Origin of the sequence: Burkholderia sp. Se-20378 (assembly GCF_017104665.1) — a bacterium.
GTDB classification, from domain to species: Bacteria; Pseudomonadota; Gammaproteobacteria; order Burkholderiales; family Burkholderiaceae; genus Burkholderia; species Burkholderia lata.
This window is the reverse complement of the sequence record NZ_JAAGPG010000042.1, coordinates 1-15,651: the sequence shown is the minus strand read 5'-3', so window position 1 is coordinate 15,651 and position 15,651 is coordinate 1. Positions and strand designations below refer to the sequence as shown.

13 protein-coding genes and 1 tRNA gene are annotated in these 15,651 nt (G+C 65.1%); 9 read left to right on the top strand and 5 right to left on the bottom strand.

Annotated features, from left to right (window positions below; translation table 11 throughout):
• Positions 1 to 9 precede the first annotated feature (9 nt).
• Both G3N93_RS08155 and G3N93_RS08150 read right to left on the bottom strand, forming a co-directional pair.
• Positions 10 to 633, bottom strand: coding sequence for a TIGR00645 family protein (locus tag G3N93_RS08155; RefSeq protein ID WP_174941725.1), 624 nt, complete (start codon positions 631 to 633; stop codon positions 10 to 12).
• A 113-nt stretch (positions 634 to 746) separates the two neighbouring features.
• On the bottom strand, positions 747 to 1,640 hold the full coding sequence (locus G3N93_RS08150) for a DMT family transporter (protein WP_174941727.1): 894 nt from the start codon (positions 1,638 to 1,640) through the stop codon (positions 747 to 749).
• Between the two features lie 317 nt (positions 1,641 to 1,957).
• Between G3N93_RS08150 and acs the strand changes: the two genes are divergently transcribed.
• The 3 genes from acs to G3N93_RS08135 all read left to right on the top strand — a co-directional run bounded on the left by acs (position 1,958) and on the right by G3N93_RS08135 (position 6,387).
• Positions 1,958 to 3,940: an acetate--CoA ligase gene (gene acs / locus G3N93_RS08145; RefSeq protein WP_174989182.1), complete on the top strand. Its 1,983-nt coding sequence runs from the start codon at positions 1,958 to 1,960 to the stop codon at positions 3,938 to 3,940.
• Between the two features lie 83 nt (positions 3,941 to 4,023).
• Positions 4,024 to 4,368, top strand: a complete 345-nt coding sequence (locus G3N93_RS08140) for a DUF4212 domain-containing protein (RefSeq protein WP_174941732.1) — start codon at positions 4,024 to 4,026, stop codon at positions 4,366 to 4,368.
• Between the two features lie 3 nt (positions 4,369 to 4,371).
• The gene (locus G3N93_RS08135; protein ID WP_206132757.1) at positions 4,372 to 6,387 is read left to right on the top strand and encodes a sodium:solute symporter family protein; all 2,016 of its coding nucleotides are present in this window, start codon (positions 4,372 to 4,374) and stop codon (positions 6,385 to 6,387) included.
• Between the two features lie 66 nt (positions 6,388 to 6,453).
• On the opposite strand, the gene G3N93_RS08130 is transcribed toward G3N93_RS08135, so the two are convergent.
• From G3N93_RS08130 to G3N93_RS08120, 3 genes are all read right to left on the bottom strand, one after another.
• Positions 6,454 to 7,029: a hypothetical protein gene (locus G3N93_RS08130; RefSeq protein WP_241026461.1), complete on the bottom strand. Its 576-nt coding sequence runs from the start codon at positions 7,027 to 7,029 to the stop codon at positions 6,454 to 6,456.
• Positions 7,030 to 7,713: 684 nt separating this feature from the next.
• Positions 7,714 to 7,804 (bottom strand) — tRNA-Ser (locus tag G3N93_RS08125).
• A 57-nt stretch (positions 7,805 to 7,861) separates the two neighbouring features.
• Entirely contained in the window at positions 7,862 to 10,042 is a 2,181-nt protein-coding gene (locus G3N93_RS08120) for a TonB-dependent siderophore receptor (protein ID WP_206132756.1), read from the bottom strand.
• A 348-nt stretch (positions 10,043 to 10,390) separates the two neighbouring features.
• On the opposite strand from G3N93_RS08120, the gene G3N93_RS08115 reads away from it, so the two are divergent.
• The 6 genes from G3N93_RS08115 (at position 10,391) to G3N93_RS08090 (ending at position 15,515) form a co-directional block, all read left to right on the top strand.
• Positions 10,391 to 11,020 carry a LysE family translocator gene (locus G3N93_RS08115; RefSeq protein WP_206121756.1) on the top strand — a complete coding sequence of 210 codons (630 nt, stop codon included), beginning with the start codon at positions 10,391 to 10,393 and terminating at the stop codon, positions 11,018 to 11,020.
• 45 nt (positions 11,021 to 11,065) lie between these two features.
• Complete coding sequence (locus G3N93_RS08110; protein WP_206132755.1) at positions 11,066 to 11,482, top strand: hypothetical protein; 417 nt, start codon at positions 11,066 to 11,068, stop codon at positions 11,480 to 11,482.
• A gap of 353 nt (positions 11,483 to 11,835) precedes the next feature.
• Positions 11,836 to 12,927: a toxic anion resistance protein gene (locus G3N93_RS08105; RefSeq protein ID WP_206132754.1), complete on the top strand. Its 1,092-nt coding sequence runs from the start codon at positions 11,836 to 11,838 to the stop codon at positions 12,925 to 12,927.
• 20 nt (positions 12,928 to 12,947) lie between these two features.
• On the top strand, positions 12,948 to 13,694 hold the full coding sequence (locus tag G3N93_RS08100) for a VWA domain-containing protein (RefSeq protein ID WP_174941752.1): 747 nt from the start codon (positions 12,948 to 12,950) through the stop codon (positions 13,692 to 13,694).
• A 47-nt stretch (positions 13,695 to 13,741) separates the two neighbouring features.
• Entirely contained in the window at positions 13,742 to 14,758 is a 1,017-nt protein-coding gene (locus tag G3N93_RS08095) for a DUF475 domain-containing protein (protein WP_174941754.1), read from the top strand.
• 100 nt (positions 14,759 to 14,858) lie between these two features.
• Complete coding sequence (locus tag G3N93_RS08090) at positions 14,859 to 15,515, top strand: TerD family protein (RefSeq protein WP_174941756.1); 657 nt, start codon at positions 14,859 to 14,861, stop codon at positions 15,513 to 15,515.
• Positions 15,516 to 15,651 lie beyond the last annotated feature (136 nt).

The following is a 15,651-nucleotide window of genomic DNA, read 5'->3' as shown; positions in this document are numbered from 1 at the left end:
GGAATGCGTTTATGCGTTGACGGCTGCTTCGGCCGGCTTGCGTGATTCGTTCGCCGCGCTCGCGTGCGCCTCGCGGGCGTGCGGCTCGTGGAAATGGGCCGGGTGCGTGTGCGTCGTCAGGCGGTCGACCCACGCCATCACGAGCGCCGACACCAGGAACGACACGTGGATGATCACCTGCCACATGATCGCGTGCATCGTGTGCTGGTCGGGGTTGATGAACGTCTTGAGCAGGTGGATCGACGAAATGCTGATCAGCGCCATCGACAGCTTGACCTTCAGCACGCCCGCGTTCACGTGGTCGAGCCACTCGGGCTCGTCGGGGTGGCCCTCGATGCCGAGGCGCGACACGAACGTTTCGTAACCGCCGACGATCACCATGATCAGCAGGTTCGAGATCATCACCACATCGATCAGGCCGAGCACCGCGAGCATCACGCTGATTTCGTCGAGGCTCGTCGCATGCGACAGCAGGTGCCAGACTTCCTTCAGGAACAGGAACACGTAGACGGCCTGCGCAACGATCAGGCCGAGGTAAAGCGGAACCTGGAGCCAGCGGCTCATGAAAATCAGCGCGGGAAGCGGGCGAAGCGGGCGACGCGCGGGGCGGCCGGGCGAATGCGGGGCAGACATGGTGGACAGTCGGGCGCGGTGCGCAGGTATCGGGGGTAATCTTGAAAAGGCGCGCTATTGTAACGCGTCGGCCAGCGCGACTGCAGTGACGCGCCGGCCCTGCCAGGGACGGATCAGGAGGCGGCAGCCGGCACGCGTTTCACGCGCAGGCTCGCGAGCACGATGCCGGTGACGACGCACGCGAGCGCGATGCCGTGGGCGAGCGTCGGGCGCTCGCCGAGGAACGCGATGCCATACGCGGCGGCCGCGACCGGCAGCACCGCGCTGAACACGCCGGCGAGGCTGCCCGGCACGTGCCGGATGCCTTTCATCCACAGCCAGAACGAGAAGATGCTGGCCGACAGGCCGTACCAGACGACGAGCGCCCAGGTGCTGGCCGGCACGCTCGCGTAATCGAAATGCCACATGGCCGTCGCGCCGAGCGGCAGCATCAGGCACAGGCCGAACAGGTGCGTGTACGCGCAGATGTCGATCGGCGCGAGCGTCTGCGTGAGGCGGCGCGACAGGATCACGTAGATCGATTCGCAGCACACCGCGCCGAGGATCAGCAGGTTGCCGGTCAGCGACGACGCGCCGTGCCCGGCCGCGCTGCCGTTCGCGAGGTTGATCGTCACGACGCCGGCGATCGCGAGTGCAATCGATACCAGCGCACGACCGTTCGGTTTTTCACGCAGGATCAGCCACGCGAACAGCGCGACGATCGCCGGGATCGTGCTGGTGATCACGCCGGCGGCGACCGCGCTCGTGCGCTGCACGCCGTTCAGCATCAGCAGCGTAAACATGAAGGTGCCGAAGAACGCCTGCAGGAACAGGTTCAGCCATTCGCCGCGCTTGACCGTGCGCATCTTCACCGGGCTGAACAGCGGCCACAGCACGGCAATCGCGATCACGAAGCGCAGCGTGGCGAGGATGGCGACGGGAACGAAGACAACGATCGATTTACCGATACCGACATTGCTGCCGACGAACAGCATCGACAGCACGAGAAAGAAAGCGTAGCGATTCAAGCTGGAATCCGGAAGGCGAGTTCAGTTAGGATTGTAGGGTCGCGCTCGTTACAGCGTAAAGCTACAAGCGGGCGCCGCCCGACGGGCGAAACGGCCGTGCCGCGTAAGTGACGGGTAAGTTCGAGCGCTTATTGTGGAAACTGTCGGGTCGCCCGGTCGCCATCGTGCGACGTGGTGCGGCGCAGCATCGCGCAGCAGCCTTCGGGCCGTGCGCGGGTGGTGGGTAGGAGACAGCGGCGCGCTTGCGCCGGCCAAGACGCGCGGCGCGCACGATCGCGCCGCCATGCAGAGGATTCATGTTCACCAAGGGGTAGTCGATGTCTGCGATTGAATCGGTTCTTCACGAAACCCGTCAGTTTGCGCCGCCCGCGGCGCTCGAACAGGCGGCGACCATTTCCGGCATGCCGGCCTATCGTGCGCTCGCCGCCGAGGCCGAAAACGATTACGAAGGATTCTGGGCGCGCCTCGCGCGCGAGGGTCTTGCGTGGCACAAGCCGTTCACGAAAGTGCTCGACGAGTCCAACGCGCCGTTCTACAAGTGGTTCGAGGACGGCGAGCTGAACGCGTCGTACAACTGCCTCGATCGTCACGTCGAAGCCGGCAACGGCGAGCGCGTCGCGGTGATTTTCGAAGCCGATGACGGCACCGTCACGCGCGTCACCTATGCGGATCTCCTCGCGCGCGTATCGCGTTTCGCGAATGCACTGAAGAAGCGCGGGATCGGCAAGGGCGACCGCGTCGTCATCTATATCCCGATGTCGATCGAAGGCATCGTCGCGATGCAGGCCTGCGCGCGCATTGGCGCGACGCACTCGGTCGTGTTCGGCGGTTTCTCCGCGAAGTCGTTGAACGAGCGGCTCGTCGACGTCGGCGCGACGGCGCTCATCACGGCCGACGAACAGGCGCGCGGTGGCAAGACGCTGCCGCTGAAGAGCATCGCGGATGAAGCGATCGCGCTGGGCGGCTGCGAGGCCGTGAAGAGCGTGATCGTCTATCGCCGCACCGGCGGCAAGATCGACTGGCACGCCGAGCGCGACCTGTGGATGCACGAACTGACGGACGGCGAATCCGACCAGTGCGAGCCGGAATGGGTCGGCGCCGAGCATCCGCTGTTCATCCTGTATACGTCGGGCTCGACCGGCAAGCCGAAGGGCGTGCAGCACAGCACGGGCGGCTACCTGCTGTGGGCCGCGCAGACGATGAAGTGGACCTTCGACTGGAAGCCCGACGACGTGTTCTGGTGCACGGCCGACATCGGCTGGGTCACGGGCCACACGTACATCACGTACGGCCCGCTCGCATGCGGCGGCACGCAGGTCGTGTTCGAAGGCGTGCCGACCTATCCGGACGCCGGCCGTTTCTGGAAGATGATCGGCGATCACAAGGTCACCGTGTTCTACACCGCGCCGACCGCGATCCGTTCGCTGATCAAGGCGGCCGAGGCCGACGACAAGGTGCATCCGAAGAGCTACGACCTGTCGAGCCTGCGCATCATCGGCACCGTTGGCGAGCCGATCAATCCGGAAGCGTGGATGTGGTATCACAAGCACGTCGGCCAGGAGCGCTGCCCGATCGTCGACACCTGGTGGCAGACCGAGACGGGCGGCCACATGATCACGCCGCTGCCGGGCGCGACGCCGACCGTACCCGGTTCGTGCACGCTGCCGCTGCCGGGCATCATGGCCGCGGTGGTCGACGAAACCGGCCAGGACGTGCCGAACGGGCAGGGCGGCATCCTCGTCGTCAAGCGCCCGTGGCCCGCGATGATCCGCACGATCTGGGGCGACCCGGAGCGCTTCAAGAAAAGCTACTACCCCGAGGAACTCGGCGGGCGGCTGTATCTGGCCGGCGACGGCACCGTGCGCGACAAGGACACCGGCTACTTCACGATCATGGGCCGGATCGACGACGTGCTGAACGTGTCGGGCCACCGGCTCGGTACGATGGAAATCGAATCGGCGCTGGTCTCGCACGAACTCGTGGCCGAGGCAGCCGTGGTCGGCCGTCCGGACGATACGACGGGCGAGGCGGTGGTCGCGTTCGTGGTGCTGAAGCGTTCGCGTCCGGAAGGCGAGGAAGCGGCGGCGCTGGCGAAGACGTTGCGCGACTGGGTCGGCAAGCAGATCGGGCCGATCGCGAAGCCGAAGGACATCCGCTTCGGCGACAACCTGCCGAAGACCCGCTCGGGTAAGATCATGCGGCGCCTGCTGCGTTCGCTCGCGAAGGGCGAGGCGATCACGCAGGACACGTCCACGCTCGAGAATCCGGCCATCCTCGAGCAGCTCGCCGAAGTGCGCTGATCGTACCGGTTGCGCATCACGCGCACGAGCCCCTGCGCGGCAATCCCGATTGCCCGCGCAGGGGCTTTTTGTTACATAACGGCATGACCGTTCCGACCCGTCCCGCGCCTGTCGCGCCACCGCCCGTTCCCGAGCCGCTCGCGCGTGCCCACGCACGCTACTGGCGCTTCAACGTCGCGCTGATCGCGGTGCTGATGGTGATCGGCTTTTCGGTGTCGTTCATCGTGCCGTTCTTCGCACCCGCGCTCGCAGGGATCCGCTTCGCCGGGTTCAGCCTGCCGTTCTACGTCGGCGCGCAGGGCGCGATTCTCGTGTATCTCGTGCTGATCGTCGTCTATATCGGGCTGATGCAACGCGCGGACCGCACGCTGCGCCGTGCGTACGACGATCATGCGGCACGCGCCGGCCATGCGAACGGTGGGCACTGATTCATGCTGACGCATCGACTGATCCGCGCATATGCGCTCTACACGCTGGGGTTTCTCGGGTTCGTGCTGCTGATGTGGCGGATCGAGCGTGCCACCGGCTCCGGCGTCTGGATCGGCTACGTGTTCCTGTTCGTGCCGATTGCCGTATATGCGGTGATCGGGCTGCTGTCGCGCACATCCGATCTCGTCGAGTACTACGTGGCCGGGCGGCGCGTGCCGTCTGCCTTCAACGGGATGGCGACGGCGGCCGACTGGCTGTCGGCCGCATCGTTCATCGGCCTGGCCGGATCGCTCTACTCGACCGGCTACGATGCACTCGCGTACGTGATGGGCTGGACAGGCGGGTTCTGCCTCGTCGCGTTCCTGCTCGCGCCTTATGTGCGCAAGCTCGCGCGCTACACGATTCCCGATTTCCTCGGGACGCGCTTTTCGAGCACGGCCGTGCGCGCGCTGGCGGCCGGCGCGGCGATCCTGTGTTCGTTCGTGTACCTGGTCGCGCAGATCCAGGGGATCGGCCTGATCGCGACACGCTTCATCGGCGTCGATTTCGCGATCGGGATCTTCTGCGGGCTCGCGGGCATTCTCGTGTGCTCGTTTCTCGGCGGGATGCGCGCGGTCACGTGGACGCAGGTCGCGCAGTACATCATCCTGATCAGCGCGATCCTGATTCCGGTGTCGCTGATCGCGATGAAGAACGGGCTCGGCCCCGTGCCGCAGTTCAATTACGGCAAGCTGATGGAGCGGGTCGCGGCGCGTGAGGCGCAGGTGCGCGATGCGTTCGACGAGCAGCAGGTGCGCGACGCGTATCGCCGGCAAGCGGCGGATATCCAGACGCGGCTCGACCGGCTGCCGGCATCCTATGCGGACGCACGCCGCCATCTCACCGACCAGCTTGCCGACCTGCGGCGCCACAACGGGCCGCTGCGCGAGATCAGTCAGCGTGAGCGCGAGCTGGCAGACTTCCCGCGCGATCCGGCGGCGGCGCGCGTCGCGTGGACGCAGGTGCGCGACGATCTGCTGGCCCGGGCCGAGCCGCCCGTGCCGATGCACGAGCCGTTTCCCGCCGCGAGCGACGACGAACGCAAGCCGCGCGAGCGGAATTTCCTTGCGCTGCTGCTGTGCCTGTCGCTCGGCACCGCGAGCCTGCCGCACATCCTGACGCGCTACAACACGACCACGTCGGTCGCGTCGGCACGGCGCTCGGTCGGGTGGACCCTGTTCTTCATCGCGCTGTTCTACCTGAGCGTGCCGGTGCTCGCGGTGCTGATCAAGTACGAGATCCTCGCGAACCTCGTCGGGCGACCGTTCGCCGCATTGCCGGCGTGGGTCACGCAATGGCATCACTTCGAACCCGACCTGATCAGCGTCGTCGAGGTGATTCGCGACGGCATCGTGCACTGGTCGGAAATCCAGATGCAGCCGGACATGGTCGTGCTGGCCGCGCCGGAGATCGCCGGGCTGCCGTATGTCGTGTCGGGGCTGATCGCGGCCGGTGCGCTGGCCGCGGCGCTGTCGACCGCCGACGGGTTGCTGCTGACGATCGCGAACGCGCTGTCGCACGACGTCTACTACTGCATGGTCGCGCCCGATGCATCGAGCCAGCGGCGCGTGACGATCTCGAAGGTGCTGCTGCTCGGTGTCGCGCTGTTCGCGTCGTATGTCGCGTCGCTCAATACCGGGAAGATCCTGTTTCTGGTCGGCGCCGCGTTCTCGCTGGCGGCTTCGAGCTTCTTTCCGGTGCTCGTGCTCGGCGTGTTCTGGAAGCGCACGACGACGCGCGGCGCAATCGCCGGGATGGTGACGGGGCTCGCGGTGTGCGTGTACTACATCGTGTCGACCTATCCGTTCTTCACGCAACTGACGGGGTTCGCGGGCCGCACGTGGTTCGGGATCGAATCGATCAGTTCGGGGGTGTTCGGGGTGCCGGCGGGGTTCGCGGTGGCGATCGTCGTGAGTCTGCTTGATCGAAAGCCGGATGAATATACGCGGGCGCTGGTGGATTACATCCGGCATCCGTGACGCGGGTGTCTTCCGGCATGGCTCAAAGTGCCGGGACTCGTTCGCGTTGGCGCCGTGACGGGTGGGTCAGAGCGCGGCAGTCCCGAGCTCGGCTCCCTTGGTCGTCTGCACCCGGCTGAAATCACAGCTTCCGTCCGTCACGCCTTTGGCGTTCGGTATGGCGACGCAGACGTAGGCACGGATGCCGTGCGGCAAGGCCACGTGGCGGAACTCGCCAATCTTGATCGTCGCGACCCGATCGACGGCAAATTGATCGTTGATCGGCGTCACGCCCGACGGAATCGACATGGTCACTTCCGACGTGACTTTCCCGGCTTGCGATTTCAGCGTCTGGCTGCTGCCGATCTCTCCGTTGACCGAGAAACGTATCGCTGCCAGTCCTTCGGACACGCGCTGGACCGTGACCGCGAGCGTCGGCTTGGCGATTCCCGCTGCGCATTTGCTGGCAGCGCATTCGCGAACGGAAAGAAGCGTACGGAATTCGGATGAAGGCTGACCGATGGCCGGCAGGTCGGTCGACGATCCGCCGTCGCGCAGCGATTTCTCGAACGGCGGAGATGTCACCGCGACGGTGGTGCTGATCGACGCGGGCGAAAATGCCGTTGCGCAAGCTGACAGCATCGTCGCAGCGACAGCCGTCATGGCGAACCGTGGACTCAATCGCATGGAACTGACTCGCGGTGATGAAACCCTGGATATCGTCAGGAGAATACACATCTTTAGCGTGCCGTGTTCGGGAGTTGCGGTGCGCCGCACGCTCGGCCCAAACGAGGAAGCGGGCTGTCCACGGAGAGGGGCCGGGTTCGGTAGCTTTTCTGGACGTCAGTGTATCGGTCGCATACCGAAAAATTTGTGAAGCCGAATCGGTGATGCGGATTTCCGATCGTTATTCAATTTCGAATGACGGACTGAATGGGCGTCGTCTGGCCGAGAAAGACAATGGAGCGACAAGAAGTGCATTGAATTACATGGCCGGCGCCCGCGCTTGATGCCTGCGACCGAAATCGATGCGAAGCGCATGATGGCGAGCGTGTCTGCGTAGTGCGCATCCTGGGAGCAAGGGGAAATCGGCGATGCAAGAACGCATCACGGGCGCGGACAACAGCCACATCGACGATTGACGGGCGCTTTGGTGCCCAGAAATGAAAAACGGGCCGAGCGGCCCGTTTTTGCTGATGTCCTGGCAGAGAGAGGAGGGATTCGCCCACACGAGCGCGGGCCGCGGATTCGCTTGCAAGCGAATCCCTTCGAATCCCCCGCGCAAGCCGAACTGTCGGGTTGCTTCCTCCGGAAACGAAAATGCCCGCTGGCGCGGGCATTGAATTCTGGCGGAGAGAGGGGGATTCGAACCCCCGATAGGCGATTAACCTATACACGCTTTCCAGGCGTGCGACTTAAACCACTCATCCATCTCTCCGGAAGACCGAGAGTATAGCAAACTCTGGCGGCAGCCCGCCACTCCATTCCGCGATCGTCAAAAATCCGTCGTCATCGACAGCCACACCGAACGCGGATCGCCTTGTGTCAGGTACCCGCCGGTCGTCGACGACCAGTACGACTTGTTCGTGACATTGCGAACGGTCGCACGGAACGTCGTCTTCCGGCCGAACAGTTCCGTCGCGTAGCGCGCACCGAGATCATAGCGGTCCCATGCCTGGATCGACGCCGTGTTCGCGACGTCCACGTACTGCGGGCCCGTGTGGATCCAGCGTGCGGTCAGCGTGAGGCCGCGCAGCATCGGCACGTCGTATTCGGCGCCCGCGTTGAGCAGGAACGACGGCACGCCGATCGGCCGGTTGCCATCGTTCGCGCCGCCCGCCGTGTTCTGCAGCGTCGCGTTGATGTACGTCGCGCCCGCGATCAGCCGGACGCCTTTCCACGGTTCACCGAACACGGCAGTTTCCACGCCACGGTGTCGTTGCGTGCCATTGGCGCCGAACAGGTTCGACGTCGGATCGGTGTACGCCATGGGCTTCTCGATCTGGAACAGCGCGAGCGACGCACCGTACTTGCTGGTGTCGTAGCGGATGCCGGCCTCGACCTGCTTCGACCGGAACGGCGACAGCGACTGACCTGCATTGCGCGCGGTGTTCGGCGCGATTTCGCCCTGCGCGAGCGCCTCGCTGCGGTTCGCGTAGATCGATACGTTCTGCCACGGCTTGACGACGAGACCGAACACGGGCGTCGTGATCGCGTCGCTGTACGTCGACGATACCGCGCCCGTGTAGTCGAAATTGTCGACGGAGATCGACTGGCGGCGCGCGCCGATCGTGAACAGCACGCGGTCGCCGAGGAAGCCGAGCGTGTCGGACACCGCGACGCTGCGCAGCCAGGTCTTGGTGACCGTGCCCGGATCGCTCATGTCGCCGCCCGCATAGGCGGTCGGCGGGAACGCGACCGGCGCGGGATCGTAGAGCGTCGTCGGAAACGCACTCGACATCGTGTACGCAGACTGGCTGTCGATGCGAATGAACGATGCGCCGGCCGTCACGAAGTGCGACACGGGGCCGGTCGTGAAGCGGCCGCGCACACCGGCTTCGGCCGATTGGGCATCCTCCTTGTGCGGCACGCTCAGACGCGAGCCGGTCGTGCCGGACGACGAGTAGGTCGGCGTGTAATAGTCGCCGTGCTCGTTCGTATGTCGGGCGCCGGCCGACACATAGGCGGTCCATGCGGGCAGGAAATCGTATTCGGCGCGCACGATCCCGACCGTATCCTCGAGCTCGCTGAAGCTCCACGGCTGCGCGTAGTTGTGCGTCGCGGACGGCACGGCCGGCACCTGGCTGCCACTGATCAGCACGACGGGGCGGCCGTTGTCGATCCGTTCGCGCTGATACAGGAAGTCGCCGTACAGGCGCAGCTTGTCGCCGCGCCAGTCGAGCGATACGGCCGTCACGTTGTTGCGGTGGCGCTCGTCGCTGACGGCCGTGTCGCCGCCGCCGATCGACTGGTTCACGCGCACGCCGAACTGGCCCTCGCTGCCGAAGCGGCGGCCGATGTCGACGTGCGTGCCGATCGAGCCGGACACCGAGCCGTCGACGGTGACGCGCGTGAGCGGTTTGTCGTCCGCGCGCTTCAACTGCAGGTTCACGCCGCCGCCAACCGCGGAGCCGTTCGGCGACGCGCCGCTCAGGAATGCATTCGCGCCCTTGAGCACGTCGACGCGTTCGACCGCCTCGGTCTGGACGAGCTGTCGCGGCGTGACGCCGTACAGGCCGTTCAGCGAGACGTCGTCGCCGGCGAGCTGGAAGCCGCGGATGATGAATACCTGCGAGAAGTTGCCGTAACCGGACGCGCTGCGCACGGCCGGATCGTTGTCGAGCACGTCGGCAAGGGTGCGTGCCTGCTGGTCTTCGATCAGCTTCGACGTGTAGGTGGTCATGCTGAACGGCACGTCGCTCGCCTTTTGCCGGCCGAGTACGCCGTAATCCGCACCGCGCGCGACCTGGCCGCCCGCGTAGGTCGGCGCGAGGTCGCCGGGCAGCGGCTCGGCGGCGCCCGTGACGTTGATCGACGGCAGCACGGACGTGTCGGGCGCGACAGTGGCGGCGGACGGGGCCTGCTGGGCCTGCGCCGAGGTAGCGAGCGCGCAGGTCAGCGCAATGCCGAAGGCAATCGGCGTGAGACGCCGGGCGGGTAACGAAAGTGTCGACATGGGACGCAAATCGGGTGTGGTCGGTAATCCATCCCAGGGCGGCAAGTCGGAATCCGGGCGGGGTGATGCGTCCGTGCAGTCGCGGACGTTTTTTTATCGAGGGGCGGAGTCTAACGTAAACGAGAATCATTGTCGTTTACGAAAATGATCGCTCACTATCTGGGATGGCGGTCGAACGCCGTGCCGGATCGACGTCACATGGCCGCCGAGCGGACATCGGGACGAACGTGCGATCATGAGCCGCTCGAATTCGTCGTCATGATTGCGTGCGCGCCGGCAGCGGCCCGCGTGGTTGAAGACGGCGACGCCATCCCGTCAGCACGCTCCCTTCAGAAGGAACGCCACGCCATGTCGCTGTCCGCCTTGCTCGCTTTTGCCCTGATCCTGTCCGTCGGCGTTGCGACGCCCGGCCCGACGGTGTTGCTCGCAATGAGCAACGGCTCGCGGTACGGATTGCGTCACGCGATGGTCGGCATGCTCGGCGCCGTCACGGCCGATGTCGTGCTCGTCGCGCTGGTCGGGTTCGGTCTCGGGATGCTGCTCGACGCGTCGGAAACGGCATTCGTCACGCTGAAACTGGCCGGCGCTGCGTGGCTCGCCTATGTCGGTGTGCGGATGCTGCTGTCGTCCGGCGGTTCTGCCGCTGCGCAGGCGCTCGATCACGCGACGCCCGATCGCCGGACCGCGTTCCTGAGGAGCTTTTTCGTTGCGATGAGCAACCCGAAGTACTACCTGTTCATGTCCGCGCTGCTGCCGCAGTTCGTCGACCGGTCGCACGCGATCGCGCCGCAGTACGCGATCCTCGCGGCGACGATCGTCGCGATCGACGTCGTCGGGATGACCGGCTATGCGCTGCTCGGCGTGCATTCGGTGCGTGTGTGGAAGGCGGCGGGGGAGAAGTGGCTGAACCGCGTTAGCGGGTCGCTGCTGCTGATGCTCGCGGGGTACGTCGCGCTGTATCGCAAGGCCGCGAACTGACGCGGCGATGCCTCGGGAACGAGCCCTTCGCCAACCGGCCCGGCGATGAAGCCGATCGAGCGCTTCACGCTCGAAACGCACGATGGTCCTTATGAAGCGTGGCCGTCACGCACGCATGTGCTCGTGAATGGCGAACGTTCCGGCCTCACTGTTTCCGGCTATGTGCTGCTTCGCCAGTTCGAGACGCCGGACGCGTATCTGCTCGTCACCGACTACGACTGCCTGTTCGAGGAGGCCGTCACGTTCACGCTCGTGTCGAAGGATCCGCTGAAGGAACTTGCGCGGCGCACGGTGGGCGCGATGTATGCGTCGTGCCATCTGAACGACATGACGTGGACCGACGACCGGCATTTCAGCGCGACGTTCGTCGACATCGAAGGACGGTGGGATTTCACGATTCGTGGCCGATCGGTGCCGTTCATCCTGCCTCGGCTCGGGATGAATCGCGTGCAGGATCGGTAGCGCGCGATCGGCACTCGCGCGTGTCTCGGCCACGCATGTGCGTCGTCCGAAACCCGCCCAGACAGGCGGTTTCATTTATCTTTCACAATGATCAGACATGTAAGTTTCGATACGTTCGAATCTTGCGCGGCCCGTATGCATGGCGGCAGGGATGGCAACGATCGGGCATCGTGTCGATCCATTACATTACAAAATGAATGGAAATTGAAAGAATTCCTTCCCTTGACGCAAGGCGCTTGAGCCATTTATTGTCCGTCTGCCGCCCGTGAGAGAGCACGACGGCAATCGCGGATGCGCGCCTCGCGCGCATGACAACACGCAGCAGAAAGCAGAAAAGGAAACGTGGTAGCCACATGAAGCCGCTATTCGATGACAAGAACTCCGATGCGGTCAGCGATCGTCCTTCCACCCCGTCTTCGTCCCCCGTCGTCATGCCTGCCGCCGCCGTTGCCGTGCCGGTTGCACGCCCGGCGGAGAATGTCCGCCTGATCACCGTCGACGAGATCGACCAGCTCGGCGCGACGCAGGGCACGCGGATCGCGGCCTTCTCGCAGCAGATTCTCGCGAGCGTCCGTGCGTCGGATGCCGACCAGTTCGGCGACAAGCTCAACGAACTGATCGCGACCGCGAAGGGGCTCGACCCGCGCGGCGCCGACAAGGGCGGGCTGCTTACGCAGGTCACGCGGCTGTTCCGCTCGACCAAGGAGAAGCTGCTGTCGCAATACGAGTCGGTGAGCAAGCGGATGGACACGCTCGTCGTCGAGCTCGAGAACCATGCGCAGCGCCAGAAGGCCGGCATCGACGAGCTCGAGCGGATGTACAACGACAACTACGCGCTGCACCAGGAGCTCGCGCAGTCGAAGGCGCACGGTGAAACGGCGCTCGCGACGCTGCGCGCGCATCTCGAAGCCGGCCAGCAGCCGGTGGACGACGCGTTCGCCGCGCAACGCCTGCTCGACGTGAAGCGCAAGGTCGACGCGCTCGAAAGCAAGCTCGACGACCTCGATCGCGCGATGCTGATGTCGAAGCAGCTCGCGCCGCAGATCCGGATGGAGCAGGACCAGAAACGCACGCTGACGTCGAAGTTCATGACGATCAAGACCGTGCTGATCCCCGCGTGGACCAACGCGTTCGCGCTCTACCTCGAGCAGCTCAGCACGAAGCGCGCGGCGGCGCTTGCGAACGCGACGTACGACGCGGCCGACGAGGCGATCCGCGCGCAGGCCGACCTGAACCGCCAGAACGCGCAGGAAGTCGCGAAGCTGAGCCAGCGCCCGGTGATCTCGACCGACACGTTCGAATACGCGCAGCAGCAGCTGTTCGGTGCATTCGACGACATCACGCAGATCATCGCCGACGGCAAGCGCCAGCGCGAGCAGGACGCGCCGCGCCTGCGCCAGCTCGAACAGGACCTGATCACCCGATTCGCTCCGAAGCACAACTGAAAGAACCGAGAGAACACCGCATGATTACGCTTGAGAAACGCGCGGCGAAGGTCGCGATCGTCCTCGAAAAACGCCAGATCCTGAAGCCGCCCGTCGTGCGTGTCGGCGCGGCGCTCGACATCTCCGGCTCCGCGAAGCCGCTGTACCAGTCGGGCGTGATCCAGGACACGCACGACCGGATCCTCGGCATCGCACTCAAGTTCGACGACAACGGCGAAGTCGATACGTGGACCTTCACCGAAGGCTACGACCGCCTGCCGACCGCCACGCCGGACAACTACGGCTCGTACATCTCCGACCACGTGCTCGAAGCGCGGATCGACAAGTGGGGCGGCACGCAGTACGCGCCGGTGATGAACGACATCGTCGACTTCTTCTTCCGCGCGCCGGAGCCGTCGCCGAAGCGCGAAGAGAAGCGCGGCTTCCTGAGCCGGCTGTTCGGCGGGGCGGACGAGACGCCCGCGCCGGCCGCTTCCGCGCCGGTGAACGGCCATCTGCCCGCATGGGTGCTGTTCGTCACCGACGGCCAGAACCCGAAGAACGATCGCAAGCGCGTGCGCCAGCTGCTGGCCGAGTCGCAGCACTACCCGCTGTACTGGTCGCTCGTCGGCGTCGGCGATCCGAGCGAATTCGGCTTCCTCGCGGAAGTCGCGGACGAGATGCCGAACGTCGGCTTCCTGCATCTCGAATCGCTCGACCTCAGCGACGAACAGATCTACGAACAGTTGATCACGCAGGAATTCTGCGAATGGGTGCGCGCGAAGTAAGCGCAGCCCGCCCGTCTTTTATCCAGAACTCGATTACTCCCCCCATCATGTTGAAAGACTTCAAGATCCCGTTGTCGCTTACGGTGCTCGCGCTCGTCGCGGCCTATCTCCTTGGCGGCGTGAAGGACATGCTGATCGTCGCGGTCCTGTCGGTGCTCGAAATCTCGCTGTCGCTCGACAACGCGGTCGTCAATGCATCGGTGCTCAAGAACTGGTCGGAGAAGTGGCGCAACCGCTTCATGGTGTTCGGCCTGCCGGTCGCCGTGTTCGGCATGCGGCTCGTGTTCCCGCTGCTGATCGTCGCGGTGATCGGCCACATCGGCATGTGGGACGCGCTGAAGCTCGCGATCGAATCGCCGGAGCAGTACGCGTCGATCCTCACGTCCGCGCATCACCAGGTATCCGCATTCGGCGGCGCGTTCCTGCTGATGGTGTTCTTCAAGTTCATGCTCGACACCGAGAAGGACGAGCACTGGATCGGCTTCCTGGAAGGCCCGATGAGCCACCTCGGCCGCATCACGGCGCTGGAAGTGGCGCTGACGCTCGCGATCATCATCATCGCGTCGCTCTATGTGCCGGCGGTCGAGCAAGTGGGCTTCCTGCTCGCGGGCGCGTTCGGCGTGATCAGCTTCGTGATCGCCCACGGCATCGGCGACCTGATCGGCGGCGAGGAGACGGGTACGCGCGTGGTGCGTGAAGGCGTCGCGGGTTTCATGTATCTCGAAGTGCTCGATTCGTCGTTCAGCTTCGACGGCGTGATCGGTGCATTCGCGCTGTCGAACAACATCTTCCTGATCGCGCTCGGCCTTGGCGTCGGCGCGGCCTATATCCGGGAGATGACGCTCGTGCTGCTGAAGAAGGGCACGCTCGCGCAGTACCGCTTTCTCGAACACGGCGCCTTCTGGGCAATCGGTGCGCTCGCAACGATCATGTTCCTCGGCGTGAAGTTCGAAGTGCCCGAGGTCATCACGGGCCTGATCGGCGCGGCGATGATCGCCGCGGCCGTGTGGTCGTCGATCATCGTGCAACGCAAGGAAGACCGGACGGCCGTGGCGGGCGAGTAATCGCGCGTCACGCGCGGGGCGAACACGATCAACGAGGGGCCGCGCAGGGCGGCCCGGCATTGCCGCCGGCACAACGGCGGTTCCAGCAGAAGAGGTTCAGATGATCAATTTGTCGAAAGGCGGTCGCGTCAACCTGTCGAAGGAAGCGCCCGGCACGCAGAAGTTCCGCATCGGTCTCGGTTGGGACGCGAACGCGACGGACACGGGTACGGACTTCGATCTCGACGTGTCGGTGTTCCTGTGCAAATACGACGCGCAGAGCAATCCGAAGCTGATCTCGGATCAGCACTTCGTGTTCTACAACAGCGAAGTGCGCACGATGGAGCGCAAGGACACCTTCATCCAGCCGGGCGACGATTTCCCGAAGCGCGGGATGCCCGCGTCGAAGTGCCTGGGCGTCGTGCACAGCGGCGACAACCGCACGGGCAGCGGCGACGGCGACGACGAAGTGATCTTCATCGACGTGACGAAGCTCGCGGCCGACGTCGAGGAAATCTCGGTGGTCGTGACGATCGACCAGGCGGAAGCGCGTCGCCAGAATTTCGGCCAGGTGCGCAACAGCTACATCCAGATCGCCGACGAAGTGTCGGGCGCGGTGATCGCGAAGTACGCGCTCGAGGAAGACTTCTCGATGGAGACGTCGGTGCAGGTCGGCAGCTTCTATCGCCGCGACGGCCACTTCATGTTCAAGGCCGTCGGCGCCGGCTACAACCGCGGCCTGGGCGACTTCGTGCGTGCTTACGGCGGCGCGGTCTGACTGGCGGCAGCCCGGCCGGCGGGATACCGCCGCGCCGGGCAGGAAGCAGCGATGACGAATCCGTCTGACGAGCCGAAACGGCTCGAGTTCGATACGACGCCCGAGCGCACGCCCGGGCGTCTTGCGTTCGACGCGC

Bases quoted from the DNA above. Each gene is read 5' to 3' on its own strand.
- G3N93_RS08155 (WP_174941725.1), bottom strand. From the start codon at position 633: ATGTCTGCCCCGCATTCGCCCGGCCGCCCCGCGCGTCGCCCGCTTCGC.
- acs (WP_174989182.1), top strand. From the start codon at position 1,958: ATGTCTGCGATTGAATCGGTTCTTCACGAAACCCGTCAGTTTGCGCCG.
- G3N93_RS08140 (WP_174941732.1), top strand. From the start codon at position 4,024: ATGACCGTTCCGACCCGTCCCGCGCCTGTCGCGCCACCGCCCGTTCCC.
- G3N93_RS08135 (WP_206132757.1), top strand. From the start codon at position 4,372: ATGCTGACGCATCGACTGATCCGCGCATATGCGCTCTACACGCTGGGG.
- G3N93_RS08130 (WP_241026461.1), bottom strand. From the start codon at position 7,029: ATGACGGCTGTCGCTGCGACGATGCTGTCAGCTTGCGCAACGGCATTT.
- G3N93_RS08120 (WP_206132756.1), bottom strand. From the start codon at position 10,042: ATGTCGACACTTTCGTTACCCGCCCGGCGTCTCACGCCGATTGCCTTC.
- G3N93_RS08115 (WP_206121756.1), top strand. From the start codon at position 10,391: ATGTCGCTGTCCGCCTTGCTCGCTTTTGCCCTGATCCTGTCCGTCGGC.
- G3N93_RS08110 (WP_206132755.1), top strand. From the start codon at position 11,066: ATGAAGCCGATCGAGCGCTTCACGCTCGAAACGCACGATGGTCCTTAT.
- G3N93_RS08105 (WP_206132754.1), top strand. From the start codon at position 11,836: ATGAAGCCGCTATTCGATGACAAGAACTCCGATGCGGTCAGCGATCGT.
- G3N93_RS08100 (WP_174941752.1), top strand. From the start codon at position 12,948: ATGATTACGCTTGAGAAACGCGCGGCGAAGGTCGCGATCGTCCTCGAA.
- G3N93_RS08095 (WP_174941754.1), top strand. From the start codon at position 13,742: ATGTTGAAAGACTTCAAGATCCCGTTGTCGCTTACGGTGCTCGCGCTC.
- G3N93_RS08090 (WP_174941756.1), top strand. From the start codon at position 14,859: ATGATCAATTTGTCGAAAGGCGGTCGCGTCAACCTGTCGAAGGAAGCG.